This window comes from Vibrio sp. HA2012, assembly GCF_002812955.1.
Taxonomy (GTDB): Bacteria; Pseudomonadota; Gammaproteobacteria; order Enterobacterales; family Vibrionaceae; genus Vibrio.
The window spans coordinates 24117-46027 of the sequence record NZ_PFXK01000013.1 but is presented as its reverse complement, the minus strand read 5'-3'; the positions used below and the strand labels follow the sequence as shown (position 1 = coordinate 46027).

Annotated in this window: 23 protein-coding genes; 7 read left to right on the top strand and 16 right to left on the bottom strand. The window is 46.8% G+C overall.

Going from position 1 to position 21911, the window contains the following annotated elements:
* Window positions 1-19: 19 nt before the first annotated feature.
* Window positions 20-643 (bottom strand): transcriptional repressor LexA, encoded by a 624-nt coding sequence (lexA, locus tag CSW98_RS17050; protein WP_100801681.1) that lies wholly within the window; start codon window positions 641-643, stop codon window positions 20-22.
* 246 nt (window positions 644-889) lie between these two features.
* Here lexA and plsB point away from each other — a divergent pair, with 246 nt between their 5' ends.
* Entirely contained in the window at window positions 890-3334 is a 2445-nt protein-coding gene (gene plsB / locus CSW98_RS17045) for a glycerol-3-phosphate 1-O-acyltransferase PlsB (RefSeq protein WP_100801690.1), read from the top strand.
* Between the two features lie 64 nt (window positions 3335-3398).
* Here the strand turns inward: plsB and ubiA are convergent, their stop codons facing one another.
* Entirely contained in the window at window positions 3399-4253 is an 855-nt protein-coding gene (gene ubiA / locus CSW98_RS17040; protein ID WP_100801680.1) for a 4-hydroxybenzoate octaprenyltransferase, read from the bottom strand.
* Entirely contained in the window at window positions 4240-4809 is a 570-nt protein-coding gene (locus tag CSW98_RS17035) for a chorismate lyase (RefSeq protein WP_100801679.1), read from the bottom strand. The genes ubiA and CSW98_RS17035 overlap by 14 nt, the downstream gene beginning before the upstream one ends.
* A gap of 48 nt (window positions 4810-4857) precedes the next feature.
* On the opposite strand from CSW98_RS17035, the gene CSW98_RS17580 reads away from it, so the two are divergent.
* Both CSW98_RS17580 and CSW98_RS17030 read left to right on the top strand, forming a co-directional pair.
* Window positions 4858-4995, top strand: a complete 138-nt coding sequence (locus CSW98_RS17580; protein WP_157810404.1) for a hypothetical protein — start codon at window positions 4858-4860, stop codon at window positions 4993-4995.
* 18 nt (window positions 4996-5013) lie between these two features.
* A complete protein-coding gene (locus tag CSW98_RS17030) occupies window positions 5014-5433 on the top strand; it encodes a flagellar basal body-associated protein FliL (protein WP_100801678.1) in 420 nt (139 codons plus the stop codon).
* 49 nt (window positions 5434-5482) lie between these two features.
* Here CSW98_RS17030 and glpG read toward each other — a convergent pair whose 3' ends face one another.
* The 5 genes from glpG to ftsY form a co-directional block, all read right to left on the bottom strand.
* Window positions 5483-6304 carry a rhomboid family intramembrane serine protease GlpG gene (gene glpG / locus CSW98_RS17025; RefSeq protein WP_100801677.1) on the bottom strand — a complete coding sequence of 274 codons (822 nt, stop codon included), beginning with the start codon at window positions 6302-6304 and terminating at the stop codon, window positions 5483-5485.
* 463 nt (window positions 6305-6767) lie between these two features.
* Window positions 6768-7625, bottom strand: coding sequence for an RNA polymerase sigma factor RpoH (gene rpoH / locus CSW98_RS17020; protein WP_100801676.1), 858 nt, complete (start codon window positions 7623-7625; stop codon window positions 6768-6770).
* A 195-nt stretch (window positions 7626-7820) separates the two neighbouring features.
* Window positions 7821-8765, bottom strand: coding sequence for a permease-like cell division protein FtsX (ftsX, locus tag CSW98_RS17015; protein WP_443083673.1), 945 nt, complete (start codon window positions 8763-8765; stop codon window positions 7821-7823).
* Window positions 8755-9429, bottom strand: a complete 675-nt coding sequence (gene ftsE / locus CSW98_RS17010; RefSeq protein ID WP_100801674.1) for a cell division ATP-binding protein FtsE — start codon at window positions 9427-9429, stop codon at window positions 8755-8757. The genes ftsX and ftsE overlap by 11 nt, the downstream gene beginning before the upstream one ends.
* Window positions 9430-9462: 33 nt before the next feature.
* Entirely contained in the window at window positions 9463-10644 is a 1182-nt protein-coding gene (gene ftsY / locus CSW98_RS17005) for a signal recognition particle-docking protein FtsY (RefSeq protein ID WP_100801673.1), read from the bottom strand.
* 213 nt (window positions 10645-10857) lie between these two features.
* On the opposite strand from ftsY, the gene rsmD reads away from it, so the two are divergent.
* Both rsmD and CSW98_RS16995 read left to right on the top strand, forming a co-directional pair.
* Window positions 10858-11454, top strand: a complete 597-nt coding sequence (gene rsmD, locus CSW98_RS17000; RefSeq protein WP_100801672.1) for a 16S rRNA (guanine(966)-N(2))-methyltransferase RsmD — start codon at window positions 10858-10860, stop codon at window positions 11452-11454.
* Between the two features lie 52 nt (window positions 11455-11506).
* Window positions 11507-12112, top strand: coding sequence for a YhgN family NAAT transporter (locus tag CSW98_RS16995; protein ID WP_100801671.1), 606 nt, complete (start codon window positions 11507-11509; stop codon window positions 12110-12112).
* Between the two features lie 17 nt (window positions 12113-12129).
* On the opposite strand, the gene CSW98_RS16990 is transcribed toward CSW98_RS16995, so the two are convergent.
* The 5 genes from CSW98_RS16990 to CSW98_RS16970 all read right to left on the bottom strand — a co-directional run bounded on the left by CSW98_RS16990 (window position 12130) and on the right by CSW98_RS16970 (window position 16480).
* The gene (locus CSW98_RS16990; RefSeq protein WP_100801670.1) at window positions 12130-12762 is read right to left on the bottom strand and encodes a lysoplasmalogenase family protein; all 633 of its coding nucleotides are present in this window, start codon (window positions 12760-12762) and stop codon (window positions 12130-12132) included.
* A 378-nt stretch (window positions 12763-13140) separates the two neighbouring features.
* A complete protein-coding gene (locus tag CSW98_RS16985) occupies window positions 13141-13506 on the bottom strand; it encodes a DUF4145 domain-containing protein (protein WP_100801669.1) in 366 nt (121 codons plus the stop codon).
* Window positions 13507-13588: 82 nt separating this feature from the next.
* Window positions 13589-14812: an organoarsenical effux MFS transporter ArsJ gene (gene arsJ / locus CSW98_RS16980; protein ID WP_100801689.1), complete on the bottom strand. Its 1224-nt coding sequence runs from the start codon at window positions 14810-14812 to the stop codon at window positions 13589-13591.
* 126 nt (window positions 14813-14938) lie between these two features.
* Window positions 14939-15445 (bottom strand): cyclin-dependent kinase inhibitor 3 family protein, encoded by a 507-nt coding sequence (locus CSW98_RS16975; RefSeq protein ID WP_100801668.1) that lies wholly within the window; start codon window positions 15443-15445, stop codon window positions 14939-14941.
* A 33-nt stretch (window positions 15446-15478) separates the two neighbouring features.
* Window positions 15479-16480 carry an ArsJ-associated glyceraldehyde-3-phosphate dehydrogenase gene (locus CSW98_RS16970; RefSeq protein WP_100801667.1) on the bottom strand — a complete coding sequence of 334 codons (1002 nt, stop codon included), beginning with the start codon at window positions 16478-16480 and terminating at the stop codon, window positions 15479-15481.
* A 224-nt stretch (window positions 16481-16704) separates the two neighbouring features.
* Here CSW98_RS16970 and CSW98_RS16965 point away from each other — a divergent pair, with 224 nt between their 5' ends.
* Together CSW98_RS16965 and CSW98_RS16960 are read left to right on the top strand one after the other, a co-directional pair.
* The gene (locus CSW98_RS16965) at window positions 16705-17685 is read left to right on the top strand and encodes an alpha/beta fold hydrolase (RefSeq protein WP_100801666.1); all 981 of its coding nucleotides are present in this window, start codon (window positions 16705-16707) and stop codon (window positions 17683-17685) included.
* A gap of 129 nt (window positions 17686-17814) precedes the next feature.
* A complete protein-coding gene (locus CSW98_RS16960) occupies window positions 17815-18633 on the top strand; it encodes a Cof-type HAD-IIB family hydrolase (RefSeq protein WP_100801665.1) in 819 nt (272 codons plus the stop codon).
* An 81-nt stretch (window positions 18634-18714) separates the two neighbouring features.
* Here the strand turns inward: CSW98_RS16960 and CSW98_RS16955 are convergent, their stop codons facing one another.
* From CSW98_RS16955 to CSW98_RS16945, 3 genes are read right to left on the bottom strand one after another with little or no spacing between them, the layout of a single operon-like run.
* Entirely contained in the window at window positions 18715-19899 is a 1185-nt protein-coding gene (locus CSW98_RS16955) for a heme biosynthesis protein HemY (RefSeq protein WP_100801664.1), read from the bottom strand.
* Window positions 19896-21122: a uroporphyrinogen-III C-methyltransferase gene (locus tag CSW98_RS16950; RefSeq protein WP_100801663.1), complete on the bottom strand. Its 1227-nt coding sequence runs from the start codon at window positions 21120-21122 to the stop codon at window positions 19896-19898. The genes CSW98_RS16955 and CSW98_RS16950 overlap by 4 nt, the downstream gene beginning before the upstream one ends.
* Window positions 21109-21870, bottom strand: coding sequence for a uroporphyrinogen-III synthase (locus tag CSW98_RS16945; protein WP_100801662.1), 762 nt, complete (start codon window positions 21868-21870; stop codon window positions 21109-21111). The genes CSW98_RS16950 and CSW98_RS16945 overlap by 14 nt, the downstream gene beginning before the upstream one ends.
* Window positions 21871-21911 lie beyond the last annotated feature (41 nt).

Sequence of the window (21911 nt, the reverse complement as noted above, 5' to 3'; positions counted from 1 at the left end):
TTCCGGGTTCCAATCCTGTTTACATCCAATCCGTATTACGGATAATCCCAACGGCAACGCCTTCTATCGTTAATTGCTGAGAAGAAAGATCAACCCGGATAGGCTGAAATGCTTCATTCTCTGCGTGTAGTAATACCGTTGCCCCCTGACGTTCCAGTCGTTTTACCGTTACGTCATCATCAACACGGGCGACCACGACCTGCCCGTTGTGTACATCCTGAGTTTTATGTACCGCAAGCAAATCACCATCCATAATCCCGATATCTTTCATACTTTCGCCATACACCCGAAGTAAAAAATCAGCCTGGGGACGAAACATAGCCGGATCAACCTGATAATGTGCTTCTACATGTTCCTGAGCAAGAATCGGTTCACCAGCTGCTACACGACCAATAAGCGGCAGGCCTTCTTCTTCATTTGCGGCTTCCTCCTGAAGCAAAATACGGATACCACGTGATGCTCCGGGAATAATTTCAATTGCCTGCTTCTTAGCCAAAGCTTTCAGATGCTCTTCTGCTGCGTTGGCAGAACGGAAGCCTAGTTCACGGGCAATCTCAGCCCGGGTAGGTGGCATACCTGTCAGTTCAACTTTATCTTTGATCAGGTCAAAAACCTGCTGTTGTCGTGGAGTTAACGGCTTCATAAATCACCTGTCTGTTTATACAGTTAACTGTGAGTATATCCAGTGTTTTATTATTTTGAAAGCTTGTACTGCTTTTTATTCCTTTATCAGTGCAGGAATTTCGCATAATTTCCCTCTGATTCTATTTTTCCATTAACAGGTTAGACCAGTATCTGGTATCCTTGCTGCGCTTCTTATTCGAGCCACCTGTAATAACCGGCTCCGGTGAGTGAGCCTGTGTATATAACTTCTGAGGCAATGAATCTGATGTATTCAGAACGAAATGTTTTCCGTTCACTACTGAAACTGCCAGTTTCAGTATTAGTAAAAAGTAGTGCAATTCCGTCTGATCCTATCGAAGACCTGCATATTGACCTGAGCAAACCTATTGTCTACGCACTGCCGTTTTTTTCCCATACTGACTTGTTAACCGTACAGGCTACAGCCGTTAAAGCCGGACTTCCTGATCCGCTGTTACCACTAGAAATCAATGGAAAACTGTTAAGCCGGGTTGTGTATATCAGTGCCAGCTCCACCCTACTAAATGATGACAAACATATCCCGAGTGCCTCCGTTGCTCTTTTTTCTGAACTGTTACGTATGCACAGAGATAATCCGGTACTGGATATTCAGGTCATTCCGACCACAGTACTGTGGGGAAGAAAACCGGGAAAAGAAGGACAAAAACATCCTTATCTACGTCCGATGAACGGTTTGCAGAAAAGCAAAGCTGTACTTCTCTCAGGAAGAGATTGTATGGTTCGTTTCAGCCCCTGTGTTTCGCTACGCTATATGGCTGACTCTCATGGTTCGGATACAACAATTGCTCATAAACTTGCACGAGTAGCACGTATCCATTTCTCCCGGCAAAAGCTGGCTGCATCGGGACCTAACCTACCCGACAGAGAAAGACTGTTCCGCCGCCTTCTGGCCTCACAAGCCATTCAACAAGCCATTGAAGAAGAAGCAAGAAGTAAAAGTACCAGCATCGAAAAGGCCTATAGAGAAGCACACAACATTCTGGATGAAATCGCTTCAGACTTTTCCTATTCACTGGTAAAAAAAGGTGATCGTTTTCTGGGATGGCTGTGGAATAAGCTCTATCAGGGACTGCATATCAGTAATGCGTCGACAGTACGACGTCTGGCTCAGGATGGTCACGAAATTGTCTATGTCCCCTGCCACCGAAGTCATATGGACTATCTGCTGCTGTCTTATGTGCTCTATCAGGAAGGCATGGTACCGCCACATATCGCTGCCGGTATCAATCTGAATTTTTTTCCGGCAGGTCCAATTTTCCGTCGGGGCGGAGCTTTCTTTATCCGTCGCAGCTTTAAAGGTAATAAACTGTATTCGACCATTTTCCGTGAATATCTGGCAGAACTGTTTGCCAAGGGCTATTCAGTCGAATATTTCAGTGAAGGCGGACGTTCACGCACCGGACGTCTGTTGCAGGCAAAAACCGGGATGCTTGCAATGACAATTCAGGCAATGCTGCGCGGGCTTAACCGTCCTGTCACTCTAGTACCAGTTTATATCGGCTATGAACATGTCATGGAAGTTTCAACTTATGCCAAAGAGCTGCGGGGAAAACGTAAAGAAAAAGAGAATGCCGGTCAGGTTATTAAGGTACTGGGCAAACTGAGAAACTTTGGGCAGGGATATGTCAACTTCGGAGAACCGATTCCGCTGAATCAGTACCTGAATGAGCATGTACCGGACTGGACGCAGGATATTAATCCAGTTGAAGCCCCACGACCAAAGTGGATGACCCCCATCGTAAATCAGTTGGCAACGAAAATGATGACCCACATTAACGATGCCGCCGCCGCCAATGCACTGACCCTGTGCGCGACAGCACTATTGGCATCACGTCAGAGGACGCTTACCCGGGAAACGCTGATCACCCAGATTGATTTCTATCTGTCATTGCTACGCAACGTTCCCTACTCAGCGACCATTACTGTCCCATCTCAATCGGCAGAAGAACTGGTCCAGCATGCTGAAGCATTAAATAAGTTTGAAACCGAAACCGATACACTGGGTAATATTATTTCTCTGGATCGTCATCAATCCGTACTGATGACCTATTATCGTAACAATATTATTCATCTGTTTGCCTTGCCTTCACTGATTGCTCAGTTGATTGTTCGCAATCAGACTATGCCATTGGATGAAATAAAAACGGTGATTCACCAGCTCTATCCTTTCCTGCAGAATGAGCTGTTTATTCACTATCAGGATGATGAACTGGATGAGGTAGTAACCGCTATTATTGCTGAATTTATGCAACAAAAAATGGTTACTGTCGAAGGCGGTCAGGTACGACTGAATCAGAAAAACATTCAGCCTCTGATGTTACTGGCTCAGACAATAGCAGAAACTTTGCAACGCTACGCTATCGTTATTAATCAGTTAGTTTCATCACCGGAGCTGGAAAAATCAGCTCTGGAACAAAAGAGTCAGGAAATTGCTCAGCGTCTCGGACGCCTGCATGGTATTAATGCTCCGGAATTTTTTGACAAAGGTGTATTTGCTTTTATGTTCAGTACCCTGAAAGAGCACAACTATCTGCAACCGGATGGTAAGGGAAACGAAGCGAAAGCTCAGCAACTGGCGGACACACTGTCGTCCCTGTTGCCTACGGAAATAAAACTGACCATTCTGGAAAGCATTTCATCAGCAGGCAGCTCAGCAGATATATCCGCATAAACACATTTATTGATTCTGTCTTACCCATTCCGGTGAGACAGAATCAATTTCCTGTCTTTACTTTCTATATAACCCCTAAAAAAACGGCGACAGACAGCAGCATTCCCACATAATTATTATTCAGAAAAGCCCGGAAACAGTTATCCCTTTCACGCTGGCGGATAAGAACATGCTGAAATATAAACAGCAATGCAGAACCAAAGACTCCCGCATAAAATACCGTATCAAGCTGCATCCAGTTTCCCAATATTACCAGAAGAACTAACATCAATAACTGTAGTCCGGCGATAATTGTCCAGTCAAAACGGCCAAATAGAATAGCCGTCGATTTAATCCCGATTTTCAGGTCATCATCACGATCAACCATAGCGTATTGGGTGTCATAAGCTACGGTCCATAGCAGGTTAATCACAAACAACAACCAAACCTGAGCTGGCAACTGATTTGATTGCGCAGCCCACGCCATCGGAATAGCCCAACTAAAAGCCAGACCAAGAAATAACTGTGGCAGATGCGTAAAGCGCTTCATAAACGGATAAACTGCGGCCAGCAGGATACCGATATACGACAGCCTGATCGTCAGACTATTCATAGTCAGCACCAGAAAAAAAGCCGCTAGAGACAGCAGAACAAACAGCAGAATAGCCTCGTAAGGTGCGACTTTTCCAGCAGGCAGAGGACGAGACTGAGTCCGCTTAACATGCCCGTCAAAATCTCGATCCGCATAATCATTGATGACACAACCAGCAGAACGCATCAACAATACCCCAAGCATAAACACCAGCAGGATATCTGGTTCCGGAATTCCACCCGCTGCCAGAACCAATGCCCATAGTGTCGGCCATAACAGGAGTAATGAGCCAATAGGTCGATCCATACGCATAAGCTGCCAGTATGCTCTGGCTTTAATCATGCTCATAAGGACTCTCCTTTATATAAATAGGCGAACCTGGCAAAAATAACTCTGCCACCAAAACAGGAACCTGATTCACCCATATGCGGGAACGACGGGCAACCAGACAACCCGTGTCTGTGCCGACAATCCGGCAAACCTGCACAGCATCCCGTCGGACGTCCCGGGCAGAAAACAGTGTCAGCCCGAGCAACTCATTATCCAGAGGTACCACGTCTGCCGGTTGTCTGTCTGCAAAATCTACCGGGATCAGGCTCCGACCTATCAACCAGTTCTGATATTGGCCATCAGCGATTTCAGCTCGTAACAGTGCTTCTCTCATTAAGCAATCTTCACTGTTAAGCAAACTCCGTTCATCTTGGGTCAAAGACTCACTGGCTATCGGCCGGTGACTCACCCAGCCCAGCTCCAATCTGATACATTCCCCAGCCAGACGACGGGAAAGGGATCCCATTTCGCTCAGCCAGACAGAAGAAATGTCATCAGAGAAACGGAAACTGTCAATATCTTGCCAATTGGCCTGTTGTAGAGCGGTAATGTACTGCGAAATCGGCTCTGTCATAGCGTACTTATAAATTTCAGTGCAAGGTCGGGATTATAGGTTAAAATAATGTTAGCTATTATACTTGATGTTTCCGTTAAAAAAGCAGCAAAATATAGCCTTAGCCAGATTAATCCGGAAAACTCCGTTCTGCCGGAAATCATCATGGCTACATTGCAACAAACGTCATTCAGAAATCGCCATTAAGATTAAAGATACCAAAATATGTTAACTCGCTACCTGACCCTGTTTTTATGTATGACCAGTCTAGTGTTTTCCTCCCGGATCCTCGCGGAAGATACTCCTGCCGAACTGGCTGGCCCACAATTTGCTTACTTTACTCTGGCACCGGATCTGACTACCAATTTTTATACAAAAGGAAAAAAACTGGGGTATCTTCAGGTACGCATCGACCTTATGGTCGCTGACGCAACCTATATCAGCGCACTGGAAAAACACCAACCATTAATCCGTGATGCCATTATTGAAAAAATCGGTGAACAGCCAGAAGATAAAATCAAAAATCTTGCCGGCAGAGAAGAACTGCGCAAGGAACTGATGGAATATCTGAACGATATTTTACTGGCCGAGACAGGCCGGACACTGCTAACCGATCTCTTGTTTACCAAGTATCTGTATCAGTAAGTATATGACCACGGCACGTCATCTGAACATGAAAACGTGCCATATATTTTCACCTGGAACTGTCTTTCCAGCCCAGCGCGACGCCGGACAGAAGCCCCGCCAGATGAGCCGTATTGGCAATAGCCATATATGACTGAACGTATCCTAGCACTAGCCAGACCAACATAAAAATGACAATCGGTTTCGAAATCGATAATCCTTTTTCCGGAACCCGGCAGCCCATGACCCATAAATATCCCATCAAAGCATACACGACGCCAGACAAACCACCAAAATAAGCGTCATCCATCCAAAACTGCCCGGCACCGGACAGAGCCGCAGACAGGAGAAAGAGTTGTAGCAACTTGCCTGAACCGGATCTTTTTTCAATACTTCCTCCCAGTTGCCACCACCAGAGCAAATTAAAAACAATATGCAACACAGAGAAATGCAGCCAGGCATGAGACACCCAACGCCATAGCTGCCACTGTTCATCTGCTTGAGACGGAAAATGCAGAGCTGCAAAGATCTGCTGCTCAAATCCCATCTGAATAAAGACAAAAATCACCGCACACACGCCCATAATAAGCAATGTGAATAAGCCAGCCTGCGCCCGCAGCAATGTTGTTATATTCGGGCTGTAATAGCTGAACTGACGTTTTCGTGATTCAGCTAGTGCCCAGGAAGCTGCCTGATATCTTCTGTCTGCTGGATTATCCAGAAAGCGTTTTAATTCAGCTTCCGTTTCGGTCTGATGCTCAGTATGCCTTAGCCATAAGGCCACCCGGCCTTCTCCTTCTGGCATCATATCTATCTCTATCCGGCGTGATGCCATATAGTCAATAAATGCCTGTGCCATTCTGGGATTATTAAGTACAACTAATCGAATCATCTGCAGTATTGCCTGTTACTGGGTGTATTGCATGTAATACCATACACTGGTTAGGAGAAACAAGGTCACCACCTATCCAGAGCCGGATAATCCAGAACGCCTTCCGTTCTTATCCACCAGAGATCAATATTCCACCAAATGTGGATAACTCTGTGAATTACGTTGATAAAGTGTTTATCCGGATCAGGATCCACAATATGTAGTAATGATCCTTTTTATTTTGTGAGTAATAGTGAAAGTATCCCCAGTAGAAAAAAACCTTACAGCCCCTGATACACCCCCTTTTCTGACAGTTAAGGAATATTTTTATCACAGAGTTATTCACAGGCCGCATCAGAAAATCGATCCTGTCTGAGGAATCGAATTCCGCTTTTATGATCCCTTTGCTGCAAAAAATAAAAAGCCGGGATCACATTCCGATCCCGGCTTTTTATTTCATAATTGTATACCTGAGAATACTGGCTTAGATATCACCAACAGCCAGCTTCAGCTTCTTCATTGCATTTTTCTCTAATTGTCGGATACGCTCAGCAGAAACACTGTATGTTTCAGCCAGCTCCTGCAACGTTGCTTTCTTATCATCCAGCCAACGGGAGCGAACAATATGCTGACTACGCTCGTCCAGAGTTGACAAAGCATGAGCCAGACGATTGTTGGTATGAGCTTCCCAGTTATCAGCTTCTATATTTTCAGCTACATCTGAATGTTTATCTTCCAGATACAGCACCGGAGCAGAATAACTTGCAGCTGAATCATCATCTTCTGTCGGCATTTCAAAAGTTGCATCCTGTGCCGCAAGACGGGATTCCATTTCACGAACTTCTGCGGGTTCGACGCCCAACTCCCGCGCTACGGTTTCCACTTCGCTATTATTAAACCAGCCAAGACGTTTTTTAGACTTACGCAGGTTAAAGAACAACTTACGCTGAGCTTTTGTCGTCGCAATTTTAACAATACGCCAATTACGCAGTACGTATTCGTGAATTTCGGCTTTAATCCAATGGACTGCAAAGGAAACCAGACGAACACCTACCTCTGGATTAAAGCGTTTTACTGCTTTCATCAGGCCGATATTACCTTCCTGGATAAGATCCGCCATAGGAAGTCCGTAGCCAGAATAACCACGTGCTACGTGAACAACGAATCGAAGATGAGAAAGAATCAGTCCTTTCGCCGCTTCAATTTCACCTTTGTAATGTAACCGCTCTGCCAGTCCGCGTTCTTCCTCAGCCGTCAGCATAGGATAGCTGTTTACCGAGCGGATATATCCGTCAAGACTATCTTGGGAAACCAGAGCCATTGAATACGTTTGGTTTGTCATTCCGTTCCTCGTTCGTCTCTACATCAGAGAAATTATTAACCCACCAATACTGAACCTTCTTGGATGAAGATTCAAGCGGGGGAAATAATTATCCATAGATCTTTTTGCTATACAAGTGCAAAGTATAATAATAAGTCGAAAATGTGAGCCCGTCTGACCAGTGTCATAGTCAGACCGCAAAGAAAGAGTTTCTGACTATACCGGTTCGATGGCTTTCAGATGTCGCTGTGCCGATAGCTTTGCAGCAATAAAACCGAGAAAAGCTCCCAGCATCAGCAAAGCAAAAGATTCATCGACATTCAGACCAAGTAGACGAAAATGGCTATCGTAAAGAAGTGCCAGCCGTTCCACCGCACCATTCAGCAATATAGTTATGACAGCCGTTAGTATCCATGCCCATACAGCACCAATGACACCAAACCAGACTCCGGAATACAGATAAGGACGCAGAATAAAGCTGTCTGTCGCACCAATCAGTTTCATTACCTGAATTTCTTCTTTATGAGCCAGTACCGTAAAACGCAACGTGTTGCCGACAATTAGAAAGACAGCAGACAGCATCAGTACCGCCAGAACCACAGCAACCGTCACAGCGAGTGCACGAATTGCATTCAGACGTTCCATCCAGTCCTGATCCATCCGCACATCCGCAATATCATCCATACTGCGAACACGCTCAGCCAGAGTGCGAAGCGCCTGATCCTCAACAATATTGGGTGAAATGACCATAACCGCAGGCAGCGCATAATCACTCAGCAGAGCAAGGGCATCTTCAAACCCAGCATACTGGCTCAGGTCACTCAACCCCTGCTGAGAAGAAATATATTCAATAGAAGCCACTTCCTGCCAGCGCTCCAGCTCATCTTTCAGCACCATCGCCCGGGCTTCCGGTGTATCATCCTTCAGATAGACACTGAGTTGTGACGGACTGGCAACCCCTTGTGCGACCTGTGTAATATTTTTTCCCGCCAGATACAGGCTTGCAGGCAGAGCCAGCGCCATAGCAATCACTGCCAGTGTCAGAATGCTGCCCAGCGGCCGTGTCCACAAAGCAAAGAATGATCGCTTTGCCTGCAGCATATGCGCACGCACAAAGCCTGTACGTTTAATCTCTGGTTTATTTCGGGACTTACTGGCCATAGCCATCCACCTCACTCAGAAAGCCATGATTCAGTTCAAACCGACGATACTGTGGCCGGGAGCTGACCAGACCGATATCATGAGTCGCAAACAGGATGGAGACCCCGGCACGGTTGAATTCTTCAAACAGTTGCAGCATCTCAGCGGAAAGATCCGGGTCAAGGTTCCCTGTCGGTTCATCAGCCAGTACCAAGGTTGGCCGGTTCACCACCGCACGGGCAATCCCCACTCGCTGCTGCTCTCCCCCGGACAGTTGCCCCGGCAGACAGCGTGCCTTATCCAGCAGACCGGTTTTATCCAACGCTGCCGATACCCTACGTTTGATATCACTTTCAGAAGCCGATTCAATCCGCATCGGCAAAGCGACGTTATCAAATACAGAACGATCCATCAGTAGCTTATGATCCTGAAAAACGATACCGAGATGACGACGAAGAAAAGGAATATCCCGGGATGAAATACGGGTAATATCATGCTGATTAAAGCTAATTTTTCCATCAGACGGACGTTCTATCGCGCAGATCAGTTTCAGCAAAGTACTTTTTCCGGCTCCGGAATGTCCCCCCAGAAAAGCCATTTCACCTTTACGCAGATGAAAATCAACTTTTTGCAGAGCCTGACGGCCACCTCGGTACACCTTACTGACTTGCTGAAACTTAATCACCCGTTTACTCCCTGCTTAACTGCTTGTTCCCGGTTACTCTTCCCTGCTGAAAAGGGCATCAATAAAATCTTGCGCAACAAACGGTCGCAGATCATCAATACCTTCACCAACCCCGATAAAACGAATCGGAATAGTAAATTGATCGGCAATCGCAAAAATAACGCCGCCTTTGGCCGTACCATCCAGTTTGGTCAATGTAATACCGGTAACCGGTGCAACATCGCTGAATAGTTTTGCCTGGCTGATCGCATTCTGCCCGGTACCGGCATCCAGCGTCAGCATAATTTCATGCGGAGCAGAATCATCAACCTTTTTCATCACCCGCACAATCTTACGCAACTCTTCCATTAAGTTACTTTTGTTTTGCAAACGTCCTGCCGTATCGGCAATGACCACATCGATACCGCGAGCTTTAGCCGACTCAATAGCGTCATAGATCACCGATGCACTGTCTGCACCGGTATGCTGAGCCACAACCGGAACATTGTTACGCTCCCCCCATACCTGTAGCTGTTCAACCGCTGCCGCACGGAATGTATCCCCCGCCGCCAGCATCACTTTCTTACCTTCATTCTGGAACTGTTTGGCCAGTTTACCTATAGTGGTCGTTTTACCCACACCGTTCACACCGACCATCAAGATCACATAAGGTGCTTTGCTGCTGTCCACCGTCAGAGGCTGCTCAACCTCAGCCAGAATCTCTGTCATTTCCTCTTTCAGCAGGCTATACAGTGCTTCTCCATCTTTCAGCTCTCTGCGATCTGCTTTTTCTGTCAGACTGCCGATGATTTTCATGGTAGTATCCATGCCTACATCAGCAATCAGCAGTTGCTCTTCAAGCTCTTCAAACAGTTCATCATCAATTTTTTTGCCTTTGAACAGCCCGAAAAAACCGGCACCGATATTCTGCTTGGTACGAGCAAGACTGCGTTTTAGCCGGGCAAAAAAACTCTCCGTCGGTTTTTCCTGCTCCTGCACCCGCTCAGGCTGAGATTCCGGATCGTTATCGTCTTCTTCTGCAAGATCCTCTACTGCTGTCAGGACTTCCTCTTCAGTAACTGCAACCCATGCTTCTTCAGCCTGACTGACTTCTGTAACCTGTTCTGTCTCTTCAGAACTCTCTACAGGCTGTTCTTTCTGCTCAACATTTGGGCTCGGCTCTTCATCACCAAAGCCCAACCATGATAATAATCCGCGTTTTTTCTTTTCCGCCATCCGGGTAAATCCTGACTCTGCCTGTTTATCTCTGATTAACTCTTTCTTTCTTCTCCGTCGATTTAGACCGAGAAATCTGACAAAGCTCTTGCTACACTCTGCCGGTACGAAATGATAGGGTCTGCTTGTTTCAGATTCTAACCCAGAAATCAAAAACCTGAGTATGAAACATTAACTCGCTAATAGTATCACTTTTTTACGGTCAAAAAATCTATGGTAAGGCATCGTCCACATCACTCTTCACAAAAAAGAACCACATCCGGCTTTATCCGGATTATCAGCGGACTATGGCGCGGAAGAAAACTTCCCGTTCATGACGCCGAAGGACTGCGGCCGACAACCGACAGAGTCAAAGAAACCGTATTTAACTGGCTGGCTCAGGATATTCCGCATGCTACCTGTCTTGACCTGTTTGCAGGTTCCGGCGGACTGGGCTTTGAAGCCGCCTCCAGACAAGCTCAACAGGTGACTATGCTGGAGATGAATCCGGTTGCCTGCCAGCAATTGCAGACCAATATCAGTACGCTTAAAACAGATCGGATCAGTGCTCTGAATACGGATGCACTGGCATACCTTCGCCAACCGGGCAGCCCGTTTGATGTCGTATTTATCGATCCGCCTTTCCGCAAGGGGCTACTGGACGAAACCGTGCAGTTACTGGAAGCAAACGGATGGCTGTCACCCACCGCACTGATTTATATCGAAACAGAAAAAGAGCTGTCACTACCGTCTTTACCGGTCAGTTGGTCTCTGCACCGGGAAAAAATAGCCGGACAGGTCTGCTTCCGCTTATTTACACGCGGCATATGAAGCATTAGTGTATGCACACTCACTGCCAAGCAACCTGTTTAAGAGAACCGCTATGGATATAATTTCAGCCTCTGTCATGCTGTTTCTGATTATGGATCCTATGGGAAACCTTCCTGTATTTTCCTCTGTTTTACGTCATGTGGAACGGAAAAGAAGACGCGTCGTGCTGATCCGGGAACTGGGTATTGCACTGATTGTTATGCTGCTATTTCTGTTTGCCGGTGAGAATATCCTTAACTTTCTCTCTCTGGAAAAAGAAGCCATCTCTATATCCGGGGCCATTATTTTATTCCTGATCTCTCTGAAGATGATATTTCCGTCCAAAGATTCTCAGTTTGGCCTGGCCGCAGGAGAAGAACCTTTTATTGTTCCTCTGGCAATACCCATGCTTGCCGGCCCTTCTATTCTGGCAACACTGATCCTGATTGCCCATCAGGAACCGGGAAGAATGGCCGACTGGACCATCGCTCTGGTATTAGCCTGGGCAGCATCTTCTCTGATCCTGATGTTTGGCGAACTGTTTGAACGTATCGTTGGACCCAAAGGTCTGGCAGCGATTGAGCGACTGATGGGAATGCTGCTGCTGATGATATCTGTGCAGATGTTCCTGAACGGTATTTTCAGCTACTTTTCCCATATGGGGACCTCTGCACAATAACGAATACAGCGTAACCGTTACATCAGTACCGATGCAGTGATGAGTGACTGAGACAGAAAATATGTACTGTCCAGCAGCACATTTCCTTTTCTGGCCGGCTGTTCTTCATGCTTAAACGCATGGCCGACACAGCAGAAAAACAGCAGAGAAGCACCGAGGCAGGCATAATGTGCCGACAAGGTATCCTGCCTCATCCAGACTTCTGCTGCGCCCCAGGTCATATGTATCAGACCGGATCCAAGCAGTACTACCGGCAGTGCAATGCCGGACAATCTGGGCAGTCCCAGCAGAAACAGGATCACAAATGCGGCATAAAGCATGGCAGGAAGCCATAGACTAAGAGGACCGGACACCTGTCCCCAGAAAGCCTTACTGTAACAAACCGAAGCCACAACGAAGACAAAAACTGCAGGCTGGTAAAACCTTTCCGATAAAATAAAAATCAGATTACCAATCAGAGACATCAGCAAACCAGCCGTCACCCATTTCGCAGAAAGGGACTGGCCTTCACTGATATCCTGTACCAGAAGTGTTGCTATCAGCAATATCACCGTCAGTAATTTAAAAAGCGCAGATACTCTATTTTTATCCATCCAACCAGCGGAAACGTACACCGCTCCCGATAATCCGACAGCCAGCCAAGCAAACATAAAATCCCCTGAAAAAGTACTTATATTATTTATTGCCGACTCTTGAGCATTAAGCGGCTTTTTATCCGGAACAACCGGATTCAGTGATTATAAAAGCAAGCAAGCGTATGCTGTTTATAAGTTAACCGTTAATTATAATATGCTTGACTACCCAACTGATATTACTAGAGCTTTCTCTCAGGAATCAACCCGACAACGTCAAAATCATGCTTTAGGTTTTAAAAACACAAATAGCGTTAACAGAGATAAATTCAGTTTTTTTATCTAAACAAAAAATAAAAATAAGAATAGAAATCTAAAACATAAAGAAGCCACTACACATCTAGCTGCATAGATAGGGTTACAACAGAAAGTTACGACAGAAATTCCGGCCAAAAACTACAGGTGAGTCGACAGTATGTCCCAGTGAACATAATAAAAACTTAATGCCAGAACCGTTATGGTCAGTAGTAATAGCATAACGACTCCCCAGATAAAGCGGCTGGCTCGGGGAGTCAGTTCTTTCTCGCATTCATTGCACACACGGATAAACTGTTCTTTGTCATCCAGACAAAAGTCATCTTCATGCACTATCTTATTCCGGATAGTCGCGATATAACGTAACTTAGCAATAACATCATGCGGAAGACGTTCTTCACTGCTACTGATCAGTTGATGTAGCCCCCGGCCGTCTGCGTGATAACGGATACGAAGCAACTTTTCCAGACGTCGCGTCCGTTTAACCACTTTTTCAATATCTGACATAGTGTAACGCCCTCTTCCTGATGTTATTTTTCAGTTTCCGCCTTTAGTATAGAGCATGCATGTCAGATAAAAATCAACAAAATCAGCAAATAATCTCTTTAGTTTGTATTTTTGGCAGATAAAAGGAGATCAGCGTTGTAGCAACCAGAAACATAAAGGAGCCCCACAAACACGCTGCCAGTCCTGCGATCTGGAATATCCATCCGGACAAAATAGTGCCAATAAGACGCCCCATCGCATTGGCCATATAGTAAAAACCGACATCCAGAGATACACCATCGCCTTTGGCATAGCTGACAATCAGATATGAGTGCAGAGAAGAATTGACAGCAAACACCGCACCAAACAACATCAGTCCGGCGATAATCACCAGTTCAGGCCGCCAGCCACTCTGCACGCCGTAGGCTATCAGCCCGGTTACCACCGCAAGCAACAGAGCCCAATATAAAGCCGCCGATCCATCCGGAATTTTTCCCTGTGCTTTACCGGTGATCGTTGGTGCTATCCCCTGCACGATACCATAAGCAATGACCCATACCGCCAGAAAACCGCCAACCCAGAGATGATCCCAGCCAAAAACTGAACCAAGATAAACCGGAAGTGCCACGACAAACCAGATATCCCGGGCTCCGAACAGAAACATTCGTGCTGCGGACAGAATATTAATACTGCGAGACTTAGAGAAAATATGTTTAAACTTCGGCTTATTTTTTGCCTTACCCATATTACTTTCCAGCCACAGCAGGCTGCCGCACAGAACCAGTGCCAGCATAGCAGCCATAAGCAAGACAGAAACACGGAATCCGACAAATGAAAGCAATAGCCCTCCGATAAAAAAACCGCCCCCTTTCAGGGCATTCTTCGAACCGGTAAGAATAGCAATCCACTTATACAGTGCTCCCTGCTGATCGTCGGAAACCAGTGTTTTAATGGCACTCTTGGCGCTCATCTTATTCAGATCTTTGGCAATACCGGATACCGCCTGTGCAGCCATTACCCAGGGGATGGTCAACCATACTCCGGGAACAGCCAGCATAAGCAATGCTGCTATCTGCATTGCCAAACCGATGTTCATGGTACGATTCAGACCAAGCCGGGCTCCGAGCCAGCCACCTAATAAGTTTGTGACCACACCGAAAAATTCATAAAAAAGGAACAACGAGGCAATTGCCAGTGTGCTGTATCCCAGATCATGAAAATACAGCACCACCAGCATACGCAGAGCTCCATCTGTAATGGTGAAGTTCCAGTAGTTGAACGTCACCAGCATATACTGGCGCACACTCTTATTCAGGTTTGCAAACATAGACTCCGATCCGCCATTTTTCTTACAAAAAACATGAAAAACAGGTTCTCTCTGCTTTTGGATCATAGTAGCCCAAAAGCTCAGAAAGCCTTTCATTTCTCGTGTTGTTCACCGGGACGTATACAGTTATTTCGCCAGCTTTTCAGCAACACCATCAATGTAATCAAGCTGCACCTGCTTGGTAAATGCTCCGGGACGCAGCGCTTTTACTTCCGTCTTAATGGTATCCAGATCCCATCCCCGTTGCAGCAGGACATGTGCCGCCAGCAATCCAGTCCGTCCGGATCCTCCCATACAGTGCAGTGCAACCTTACCGCCCTGATCCAGTATCGACTGCAATTCAGGGCTGTTCCGTTGCCAGCCAGTATCAAAGTCACTGTTTGGTGCACAATCATCTTCGATCGGCTGATAACACCAGCTCATACCCAGCTCCTGAGTCAAATCTGGCAGTTGTGCAACACCTGCCTTTTCCATTTCTTCGTAACTCAGAGCAGTAACAATCGCTCTAACACCCTGCTGTTTCAATTGTTCAAGAGAAGCTCTCAGTGCTGTGCCTTTTGTGCCGGGACAAGCCGTTAATACCAATGCGGCATCGGTGTTATCGATAGATAATTCCCAGGTAGGATGTGTCATGATGGATCCTTTTCGTTACTGTTTATGTGTGACTTACGCCAGACCTACTTTGCGTACCAGTTCTGCGGTACGGGTCGCATACCCCATTTCATTATCGTACCAGGCGTAGATTTTCACCATTCGGGAACCGACAACCATGGTAGATAAAGCATCCACAATCGTTGAACGCTGATCGCCTTTATAATCCACCGATACCAGCGGACGCTCTTCAAATCCCAGAATTCCCTGCAACTCACCTTCAGAGGCTTCTTTCAGCAAGGCATTAACTTCTTCCGCTGTGGTATCACGTTTTACATCAAAAATAATATCGGTCAGAGAAGCATTTGCCAGAGGTACACGTACCGCATGACCGTTAATCTTATTCTTCAGCTCAGGGAAGATTTCCACAATCGCTTTTGCTGAACCAGTTGTCGTCGGGATCAGACTCATCCCACAGGCACGGGCACGGCGCAAATCTTTATGTGGTGCATCCAGAATCGTCTGGGTATTGGTCAGATCATGAATCGTTGTGAAGGAAGATTGCTCGATGCCCAGCTTTTCATGGATAACTTTTACCACAGGTGCAATACAGTTCGTCGTACAGGAAGCGGCCGTCACGATCTGATGAACTTGCGGATCAAAGATATGCTCATTCACACCGACCACAATATTGGCAACACCCTCTTCCTTCACCGGAGCTGAAACCACAACACGCTTCACCCCCTGAGCGAGATACTGATTAAGAAACGCAGCCTTACGGTGCACTCCGGTAGATTCAATCACGACATCACAACCAGACCAGTCTACCGCATCAATATGACGTTCGCTGGTCACACGGATACTTTGTCCGTTAATCTGCATAGCAGACTCTGTTGCCATAACCGGATGATGCCAGCGCCCCTGAACCGAATCAAACTCAAGAAGATGCGCCAGAGTCTCAGCATCACCGGCAACGTCATTGATCTGTATAAATTCCAGTTCTTCCCAGTCAAATGCGGCACGCAATGCCAGACGACCGATACGACCGAAACCATTAATTCCGACTTTAACAGCCATATGTACACTCCTCTTTAATCGATAAGTTTTAGTTGCCTTATATATGACAAATTCCGTATATATGAAATATCGAATATACTCAGATAAAAACTGACCTGAGTCAAGTACAGAATAGCCAGTGCCCAAAAAATAGCGCTTATTTTTATATTTGTTTTCCCATATTAACTATGCTACCGGAGTGCTATTCTACTGCTTTCATCAGATTAGCTTCACACTCCCGGACTATGCAGCCACCAATACCTTATACACAGGAATACAACTTTCTGCAGATGATGCAGGGACCCGTTCATCAACTCTGGCAACAGCGAGAAGAAGGGTTCCTTCCTGCTACCGGTGGGAAAAAACTGTACTGGATCCGACTGACTGCGCCTTCTAATACCAAAGCCATTGTAGTAGTCAATGGGCGGATGGAGTCTGTGTGGAAATATCAGGAACTGTTTTACGAGCTGTTTTCTCACGGATTTGATATCTACTCCTTCGACCATCGGGGACAAGGGATGTCTGACAGGCTGCTGACCCACTATCCTGAACGGGGATTTGTTGAAGATTTCAATCACTATGTAGAGGATATGAAATTGCTCGTACAGCATTTCTCGATGAATGCATACCAGCAAAAGTTCCTGCTGGCGCACTCTATGGGAGGGACTATAGCCACCCGCTATATACAGACAACACCGGATCATCCGTTTAACCGTATTGCCCTCTGTGCTCCGATGTTTGGCATTAATATTCCGGCTCACCTGAAGCCGTTCAGCCGTCCTTACAGTTGGCTGCTAAAAAGCATACACCCCGTTGAAACTTATGCCCCCGGACAGACAGATTATCAGTCAAAAGGCTTTGCAAATAACCTTCTGACTCACAGCCAGAGCCGCTACCGCTGGTTTCGGGATCTTTACACGATGCTGCCAGAACTGCAGTTAGGTGGTTCGACAATACATTGGGTCTGGCAGAGTCTGAACGCCATCCGTTCCTGTATTCGACAAACCCGGAATATCCACATACCGATACAGATCCTTCAGGCTGGAGAGGATGAAATTGTCGATAATCAGGCACAATACCGGTTTTACCGCCGTCTGAAGAGAACCAATTCCCACAGCGTATTTACCCGGCTAGAAGGCAGCCGCCATGAAATCCTGTGCGAACAGGATCTTATCCGCAATCAGGCCTTACGTATTATTACCGCTTTCTTCACTCAGGAGCCTTAACGCTGCCCTTTCGGCAAAAAAAGAGGAAATATGATGAAATATTTTACCCTCTTTTTCCTGATTATTTTCGCATACACTAGCGCTGTCTGTTTATCCAACAGTACGCTGTAAGTTTAAAGAGAGGATCCTATGACCACAGATACAGAGACCACATTCAAGATTGTTGCTTCAGACCTTGACGGTACTCTTCTGGCACCAAGCCACCAGCTAAGCGAATTCACCAAAGAAACTCTCCGCGAACTGAACCGGAAAGGGTATACCTTTACCTTCGCGACCGGCCGTCATCATATCGATGTATCCGGTATCCGGGGACAAGCCGATATCCCGGCGTATATGATTACATCTAATGGTGCCCGCGTGCATGATCAGAACGATCAGGTGATGTTCAGTAAAGATGTACCTGAAGCACTGGTACAGCCGGTTATTGATCTGATAAAAACTGATCCGGCCATGATTATTCATATTTATCAGGATGATCGCTGGCTGCTGAGCCGTGAAGAAGAACAGCTTAAAGAGTTCCATAAAGACTCTGACTTTCCCTATATGCTGTTCGATGTGGACAATGCACCATCAAAGCACGTAGTAAAAATATTCTTTACTTATCAGGATCATGACTATCTGGCCCGCTATGAAGATAAGCTAAAGTCACAGTTCGGTGACCAGCTCTATATTGCTTTCTCCAGTCCATGGTGTCTTGAGGTCATGGCTCCGGGTGTATCCAAAGGTGCAGCTCTGAAAGCCGTCGCTGAGTCTATGGGGCTGAGCCTGCAGAATTGTATCGCATTCGGCGATGGTATGAATGATGTAGAAATGCTTTCAATGGCAGAAAAAGGGCTACTGATGGAAACCGCTCACGAGAAAGTAAAAGCGGCACTACCGGATATTGAACAGATCGGTTCCAATGTCAACGACTCAGTTGCCCACTATCTGGAAAAACATCTGTTTTAAACCGATATCCTTTCAGGGACTCTGTCTGATAAAACATAAGCCCGGAGCCGGGCTTATGTTTTATCAGTAAACCATCAGTGATTATCGTCTGGCTTCCAGTAATGTCAGAGCCTGACGAGAAACATCACCTGCAGCCTGTGACATATTCTGCTGTTCAAGAGCATCGGCCAGATAAGCATAATCCGTAACATCGGCTCGTACCGACAGCGCCTTCTCCAGATACTGCTGCGCTTTATCCCACTGTTTTTCCCGCATATAAAACTGTGCCAGCACACTGTTTGCCATCGCATTAGCCGTATCTTTTTTCAGCACAGATTCCAGCAAAGAGATCACACCAGAGGTATCCGGCAGATCCATCTCCGGGAGCAATTTCAGTAAGGTGTCATCTGGGTTCTTCTTCAGCACATCCTGTACAATGCGGAAAGCCTCCTCATCAGCATGACGCTCAATCAGCAGGTTCACCATATTAACCAGCAGATCCGGTTCTTTTTTCCGCCTGCGCGACAACGTATTCCAGTGCGCCATCAGCCCGGCACTGCCTTTATCCGCTGCAATTTCGGCCAGTATTCCGCAATGGGCTTGCTCTTCCAACTGCTGCTGTTCCTGTAATGACACCTGCTTCACTTTTGTCAGCTTAGGCAGTAGTTCCAGTAGAGGCTGCCACTGTTCCAGATGCACATACACAGATTTCAGCAAATTCAGAACGATAGGGTTATTTGCGTGCTGAACTTTAAGCACAGATAAGGTTTCCAGAGCCAGAGGGTACTGACCTTCCTGGATCTGCTGTTTTGCCTTAGTCAGGGCAACAGCCAGTCCTGCATGCTCCTGCTCTGCAGCCAGCTCCAGATAACGATCCCGCTTGGCCGTATCACCCATTCCCTGAGCGGCTTCCGAGGCAATCAGATAACAGAGCAGCGGCATATCATGATGCTCTGCCAGACGAGTCACCTTTCTTTCAGCCATCTGCCAGTCACCTTCCAGCAATTTAAGAATCCCTTCATTGGTCTGACGGCGGGCTTTTTTCAGCTTGCGCACACTAAACCAGTTCCAGGTACGGGAACTGGCATGCAGGGATTTTTTAAGCAGAAACTCCAATCCGAACAATAGCGCCAAAAGCGCGATCACCAAAACAACCAGAGTAGTCACACTCATTTCAGTTGTCGTACCGGCTACAGAGATCAGCACATACCCCTGCTGCCCCGCGAACTGTGTTCCGGCAAACAAGCCCAGCCCCAGCACAACAAAGAGGAAAATAGCCCGAATCATTGTTTCTCCTCCTTAATAATGCTGGTGATATCCCGGCGCAAACGTTCACGAATTACATCCGTCAGAACCTTTTGTGATACCAGTTTCACCGGGTACTCCACCCGAATATTCTGACTGCTCAGAGCTGTCAGTGTCTGATTAAAGGTGACCACTGCCTTATCATCCATCTTAAAGAACTGTTGTGACCATTGATTTGCCTGCGTCAAAGCCATCTGGTAGATATCGCTGTTTTCGTCGTATACGGCACTGATAGCCGTTTCCAATTTACCTTTAATATTTTCTCTCAGATAGAAGTCCTGCTTGGGTGACAGCAGGGGAATCACGTTGCCGTCACGGGTCCGGAAAGTAATAAACTGCTCCGAAAAGTCTTTCAGGGAGGTCAGCAGGTTCTCTTTCCAGTCCTGAATATCCTCAGACACTTCCTGATGCACTTCCTGTGGAGCTTCCGGAAGAATCGCATTAGCCAGCGGCAGTTTATCTACCTGTTGCTGCAAGCTCATCAGCCGCAGAGCCAGCCCGTCTTTATCAATCAGTGGAACGGCACTCAAAACGGTAATATCTTTAGCCATCTCTTTACGTAACGGGACCAGACTCGGATCATTCAGGGCTGAAATACGCTGATCTGCACTTTCCATCAACCGGGTAGCACTGACCACATCCTTTTCCAGAAACAGCTTCCTGCCCGCCAGTTTCACCAAATAATCAGCCTCAGCCAGCAGCCAGTCGTTCGGACGCCGCCCCTTAATTTCTGACAGAGCCATCTGCAGGCTATGGATACTTTTATCCTGCTGCCCCATCGTAATCCGGGTACTGTCGACTGTGCTTTGTATTGCCGACTGCAACGCCGCTTCACTCCGTGACAGTTGGTCACTGACTTTGTTGAGCTGCAACTGTAACTCTGTGACCTGAGTCTGGTACTGCTGCGCTTGTTGCTTGATCAGGTAAGCACCACCGCCACCAATACACAACGATAACACAATGGCCAGAGCACCCAGTTTCCCCCCGGTTTTGCCTGATTTCACTTCAGGTGAGGGGACTGCTTTTCTGCTTTTCTGTTTCGGCAGCGGTTTATTCTGCTCTTTAACGGCAGTATCAGTGTTCGTATCCTTCTGAGCGGCTGAGACAGGGCTTTCTTCACCCGGCTTTTCCCGGCTGCTCTGCTCCTGACTCTCTTGTACAGGTTTCTTTTCAGGTTCAGTTTGCTCGTTATTATTGCTTGTCATGCGCTTTTCCTGTCAGGTGTAACGACTGTATCGCCGCCAGTAAGTCGCGGTTTGCCGCACTACCTACCGTAATTACATGTTGAAATCCGATGTCTGTTGCCAGAGCCGCAATACGCTCACTCGGCACAATTAATGTTCTGTTATAAAGCCAGCGTCTGTATTCTGCCGGAATATTGCTGCAAAAAAGCTTTAGCTGTTCTGCACTGGTTATTACTATATGTGTGACGCTTTGCTGTTGCCAGATGTTAACCTTAGAGTGTCCATGAAATGGAATAGGTTGACGTTGGTATACCTCACAATATTGCACACTCGCTCCACGAGCCTGCAACTGCTGCGCCAGCAGTTCCCGTCCGCCGTTTCCTCTCAGAATAACGATGCTCTTCCCCGTCACATCCTGTAAAGACGGTATAAGCAGCAAATGTTCACTGTCACTGATGGCCGGACAGAGAACTTCCCGGCCACATACTTTGGATAAAGCCTGTGCTGTTTTGCCTCCTACCGCCAGATAAACTGCCTGCTGTGACCATCCTAAGCCTGCCTGCCGAAGTAGCTGGTCAGCCCACTCCACAGCAGGCATACTGATGGCAATAATAATTTCAGCACAACAGATCTGCTGTTCTTCTTCAATAGAAAGCCGTCCCTCCGCATAACGGATCAGAGGCTGATACAGGCTTTTAATGCCACATGCATCAAGGTATCCGACAAGCCTGCTGCCTTCCGGTTCAGGTCTGGTGATCAGTATCGTCATATTGTTTTGCCAGTATGAGTCGTCACTGCCTGTTATCCTCC

What these genes read in the sequence shown, in the direction of transcription:
- CSW98_RS16995 (WP_100801671.1), top strand. Translation starts at nt 11,507, where the DNA reads ATGGATATAATTTCAGCCTCTGTCATGCTGTTTCTGATTATGGATCCT.
- rpoH (WP_100801676.1), bottom strand. Translation starts at nt 7,625, where the DNA reads ATGACAAACCAAACGTATTCAATGGCTCTGGTTTCCCAAGATAGTCTT.
- glpG (WP_100801677.1), bottom strand. Translation starts at nt 6,304, where the DNA reads ATGATTCGATTAGTTGTACTTAATAATCCCAGAATGGCACAGGCATTT.
- rsmD (WP_100801672.1), top strand. Translation starts at nt 10,858, where the DNA reads ATGGTAAGGCATCGTCCACATCACTCTTCACAAAAAAGAACCACATCC.
- CSW98_RS16985 (WP_100801669.1), bottom strand. Translation starts at nt 13,506, where the DNA reads ATGTCAGATATTGAAAAAGTGGTTAAACGGACGCGACGTCTGGAAAAG.
- plsB (WP_100801690.1), top strand. Translation starts at nt 890, where the DNA reads ATGTATTCAGAACGAAATGTTTTCCGTTCACTACTGAAACTGCCAGTT.
- CSW98_RS17580 (WP_157810404.1), top strand. Translation starts at nt 4,858, where the DNA reads ATGTTAGCTATTATACTTGATGTTTCCGTTAAAAAAGCAGCAAAATAT.
- CSW98_RS17035 (WP_100801679.1), bottom strand. Translation starts at nt 4,809, where the DNA reads ATGACAGAGCCGATTTCGCAGTACATTACCGCTCTACAACAGGCCAAT.
- CSW98_RS16965 (WP_100801666.1), top strand. Translation starts at nt 16,705, where the DNA reads ATGCAGCCACCAATACCTTATACACAGGAATACAACTTTCTGCAGATG.
- CSW98_RS16945 (WP_100801662.1), bottom strand. Translation starts at nt 21,870, where the DNA reads ATGACGATACTGATCACCAGACCTGAACCGGAAGGCAGCAGGCTTGTC.
- CSW98_RS16955 (WP_100801664.1), bottom strand. Translation starts at nt 19,899, where the DNA reads ATGATTCGGGCTATTTTCCTCTTTGTTGTGCTGGGGCTGGGCTTGTTT.
- ubiA (WP_100801680.1), bottom strand. Translation starts at nt 4,253, where the DNA reads ATGAGCATGATTAAAGCCAGAGCATACTGGCAGCTTATGCGTATGGAT.
- CSW98_RS16970 (WP_100801667.1), bottom strand. Translation starts at nt 16,480, where the DNA reads ATGGCTGTTAAAGTCGGAATTAATGGTTTCGGTCGTATCGGTCGTCTG.
- lexA (WP_100801681.1), bottom strand. Translation starts at nt 643, where the DNA reads ATGAAGCCGTTAACTCCACGACAACAGCAGGTTTTTGACCTGATCAAA.
- ftsY (WP_100801673.1), bottom strand. Translation starts at nt 10,644, where the DNA reads ATGGCGGAAAAGAAAAAACGCGGATTATTATCATGGTTGGGCTTTGGT.
- CSW98_RS16990 (WP_100801670.1), bottom strand. Translation starts at nt 12,762, where the DNA reads ATGTTTGCTTGGCTGGCTGTCGGATTATCGGGAGCGGTGTACGTTTCC.
- ftsX (WP_443083673.1), bottom strand. Translation starts at nt 8,765, where the DNA reads ATGGCCAGTAAGTCCCGAAATAAACCAGAGATTAAACGTACAGGCTTT.
- arsJ (WP_100801689.1), bottom strand. Translation starts at nt 14,812, where the DNA reads ATGTTTGCAAACCTGAATAAGAGTGTGCGCCAGTATATGCTGGTGACG.
- CSW98_RS17030 (WP_100801678.1), top strand. Translation starts at nt 5,014, where the DNA reads ATGTTAACTCGCTACCTGACCCTGTTTTTATGTATGACCAGTCTAGTG.
- CSW98_RS16960 (WP_100801665.1), top strand. Translation starts at nt 17,815, where the DNA reads ATGACCACAGATACAGAGACCACATTCAAGATTGTTGCTTCAGACCTT.
- CSW98_RS16950 (WP_100801663.1), bottom strand. Translation starts at nt 21,122, where the DNA reads ATGACAAGCAATAATAACGAGCAAACTGAACCTGAAAAGAAACCTGTA.
- CSW98_RS16975 (WP_100801668.1), bottom strand. Translation starts at nt 15,445, where the DNA reads ATGACACATCCTACCTGGGAATTATCTATCGATAACACCGATGCCGCA.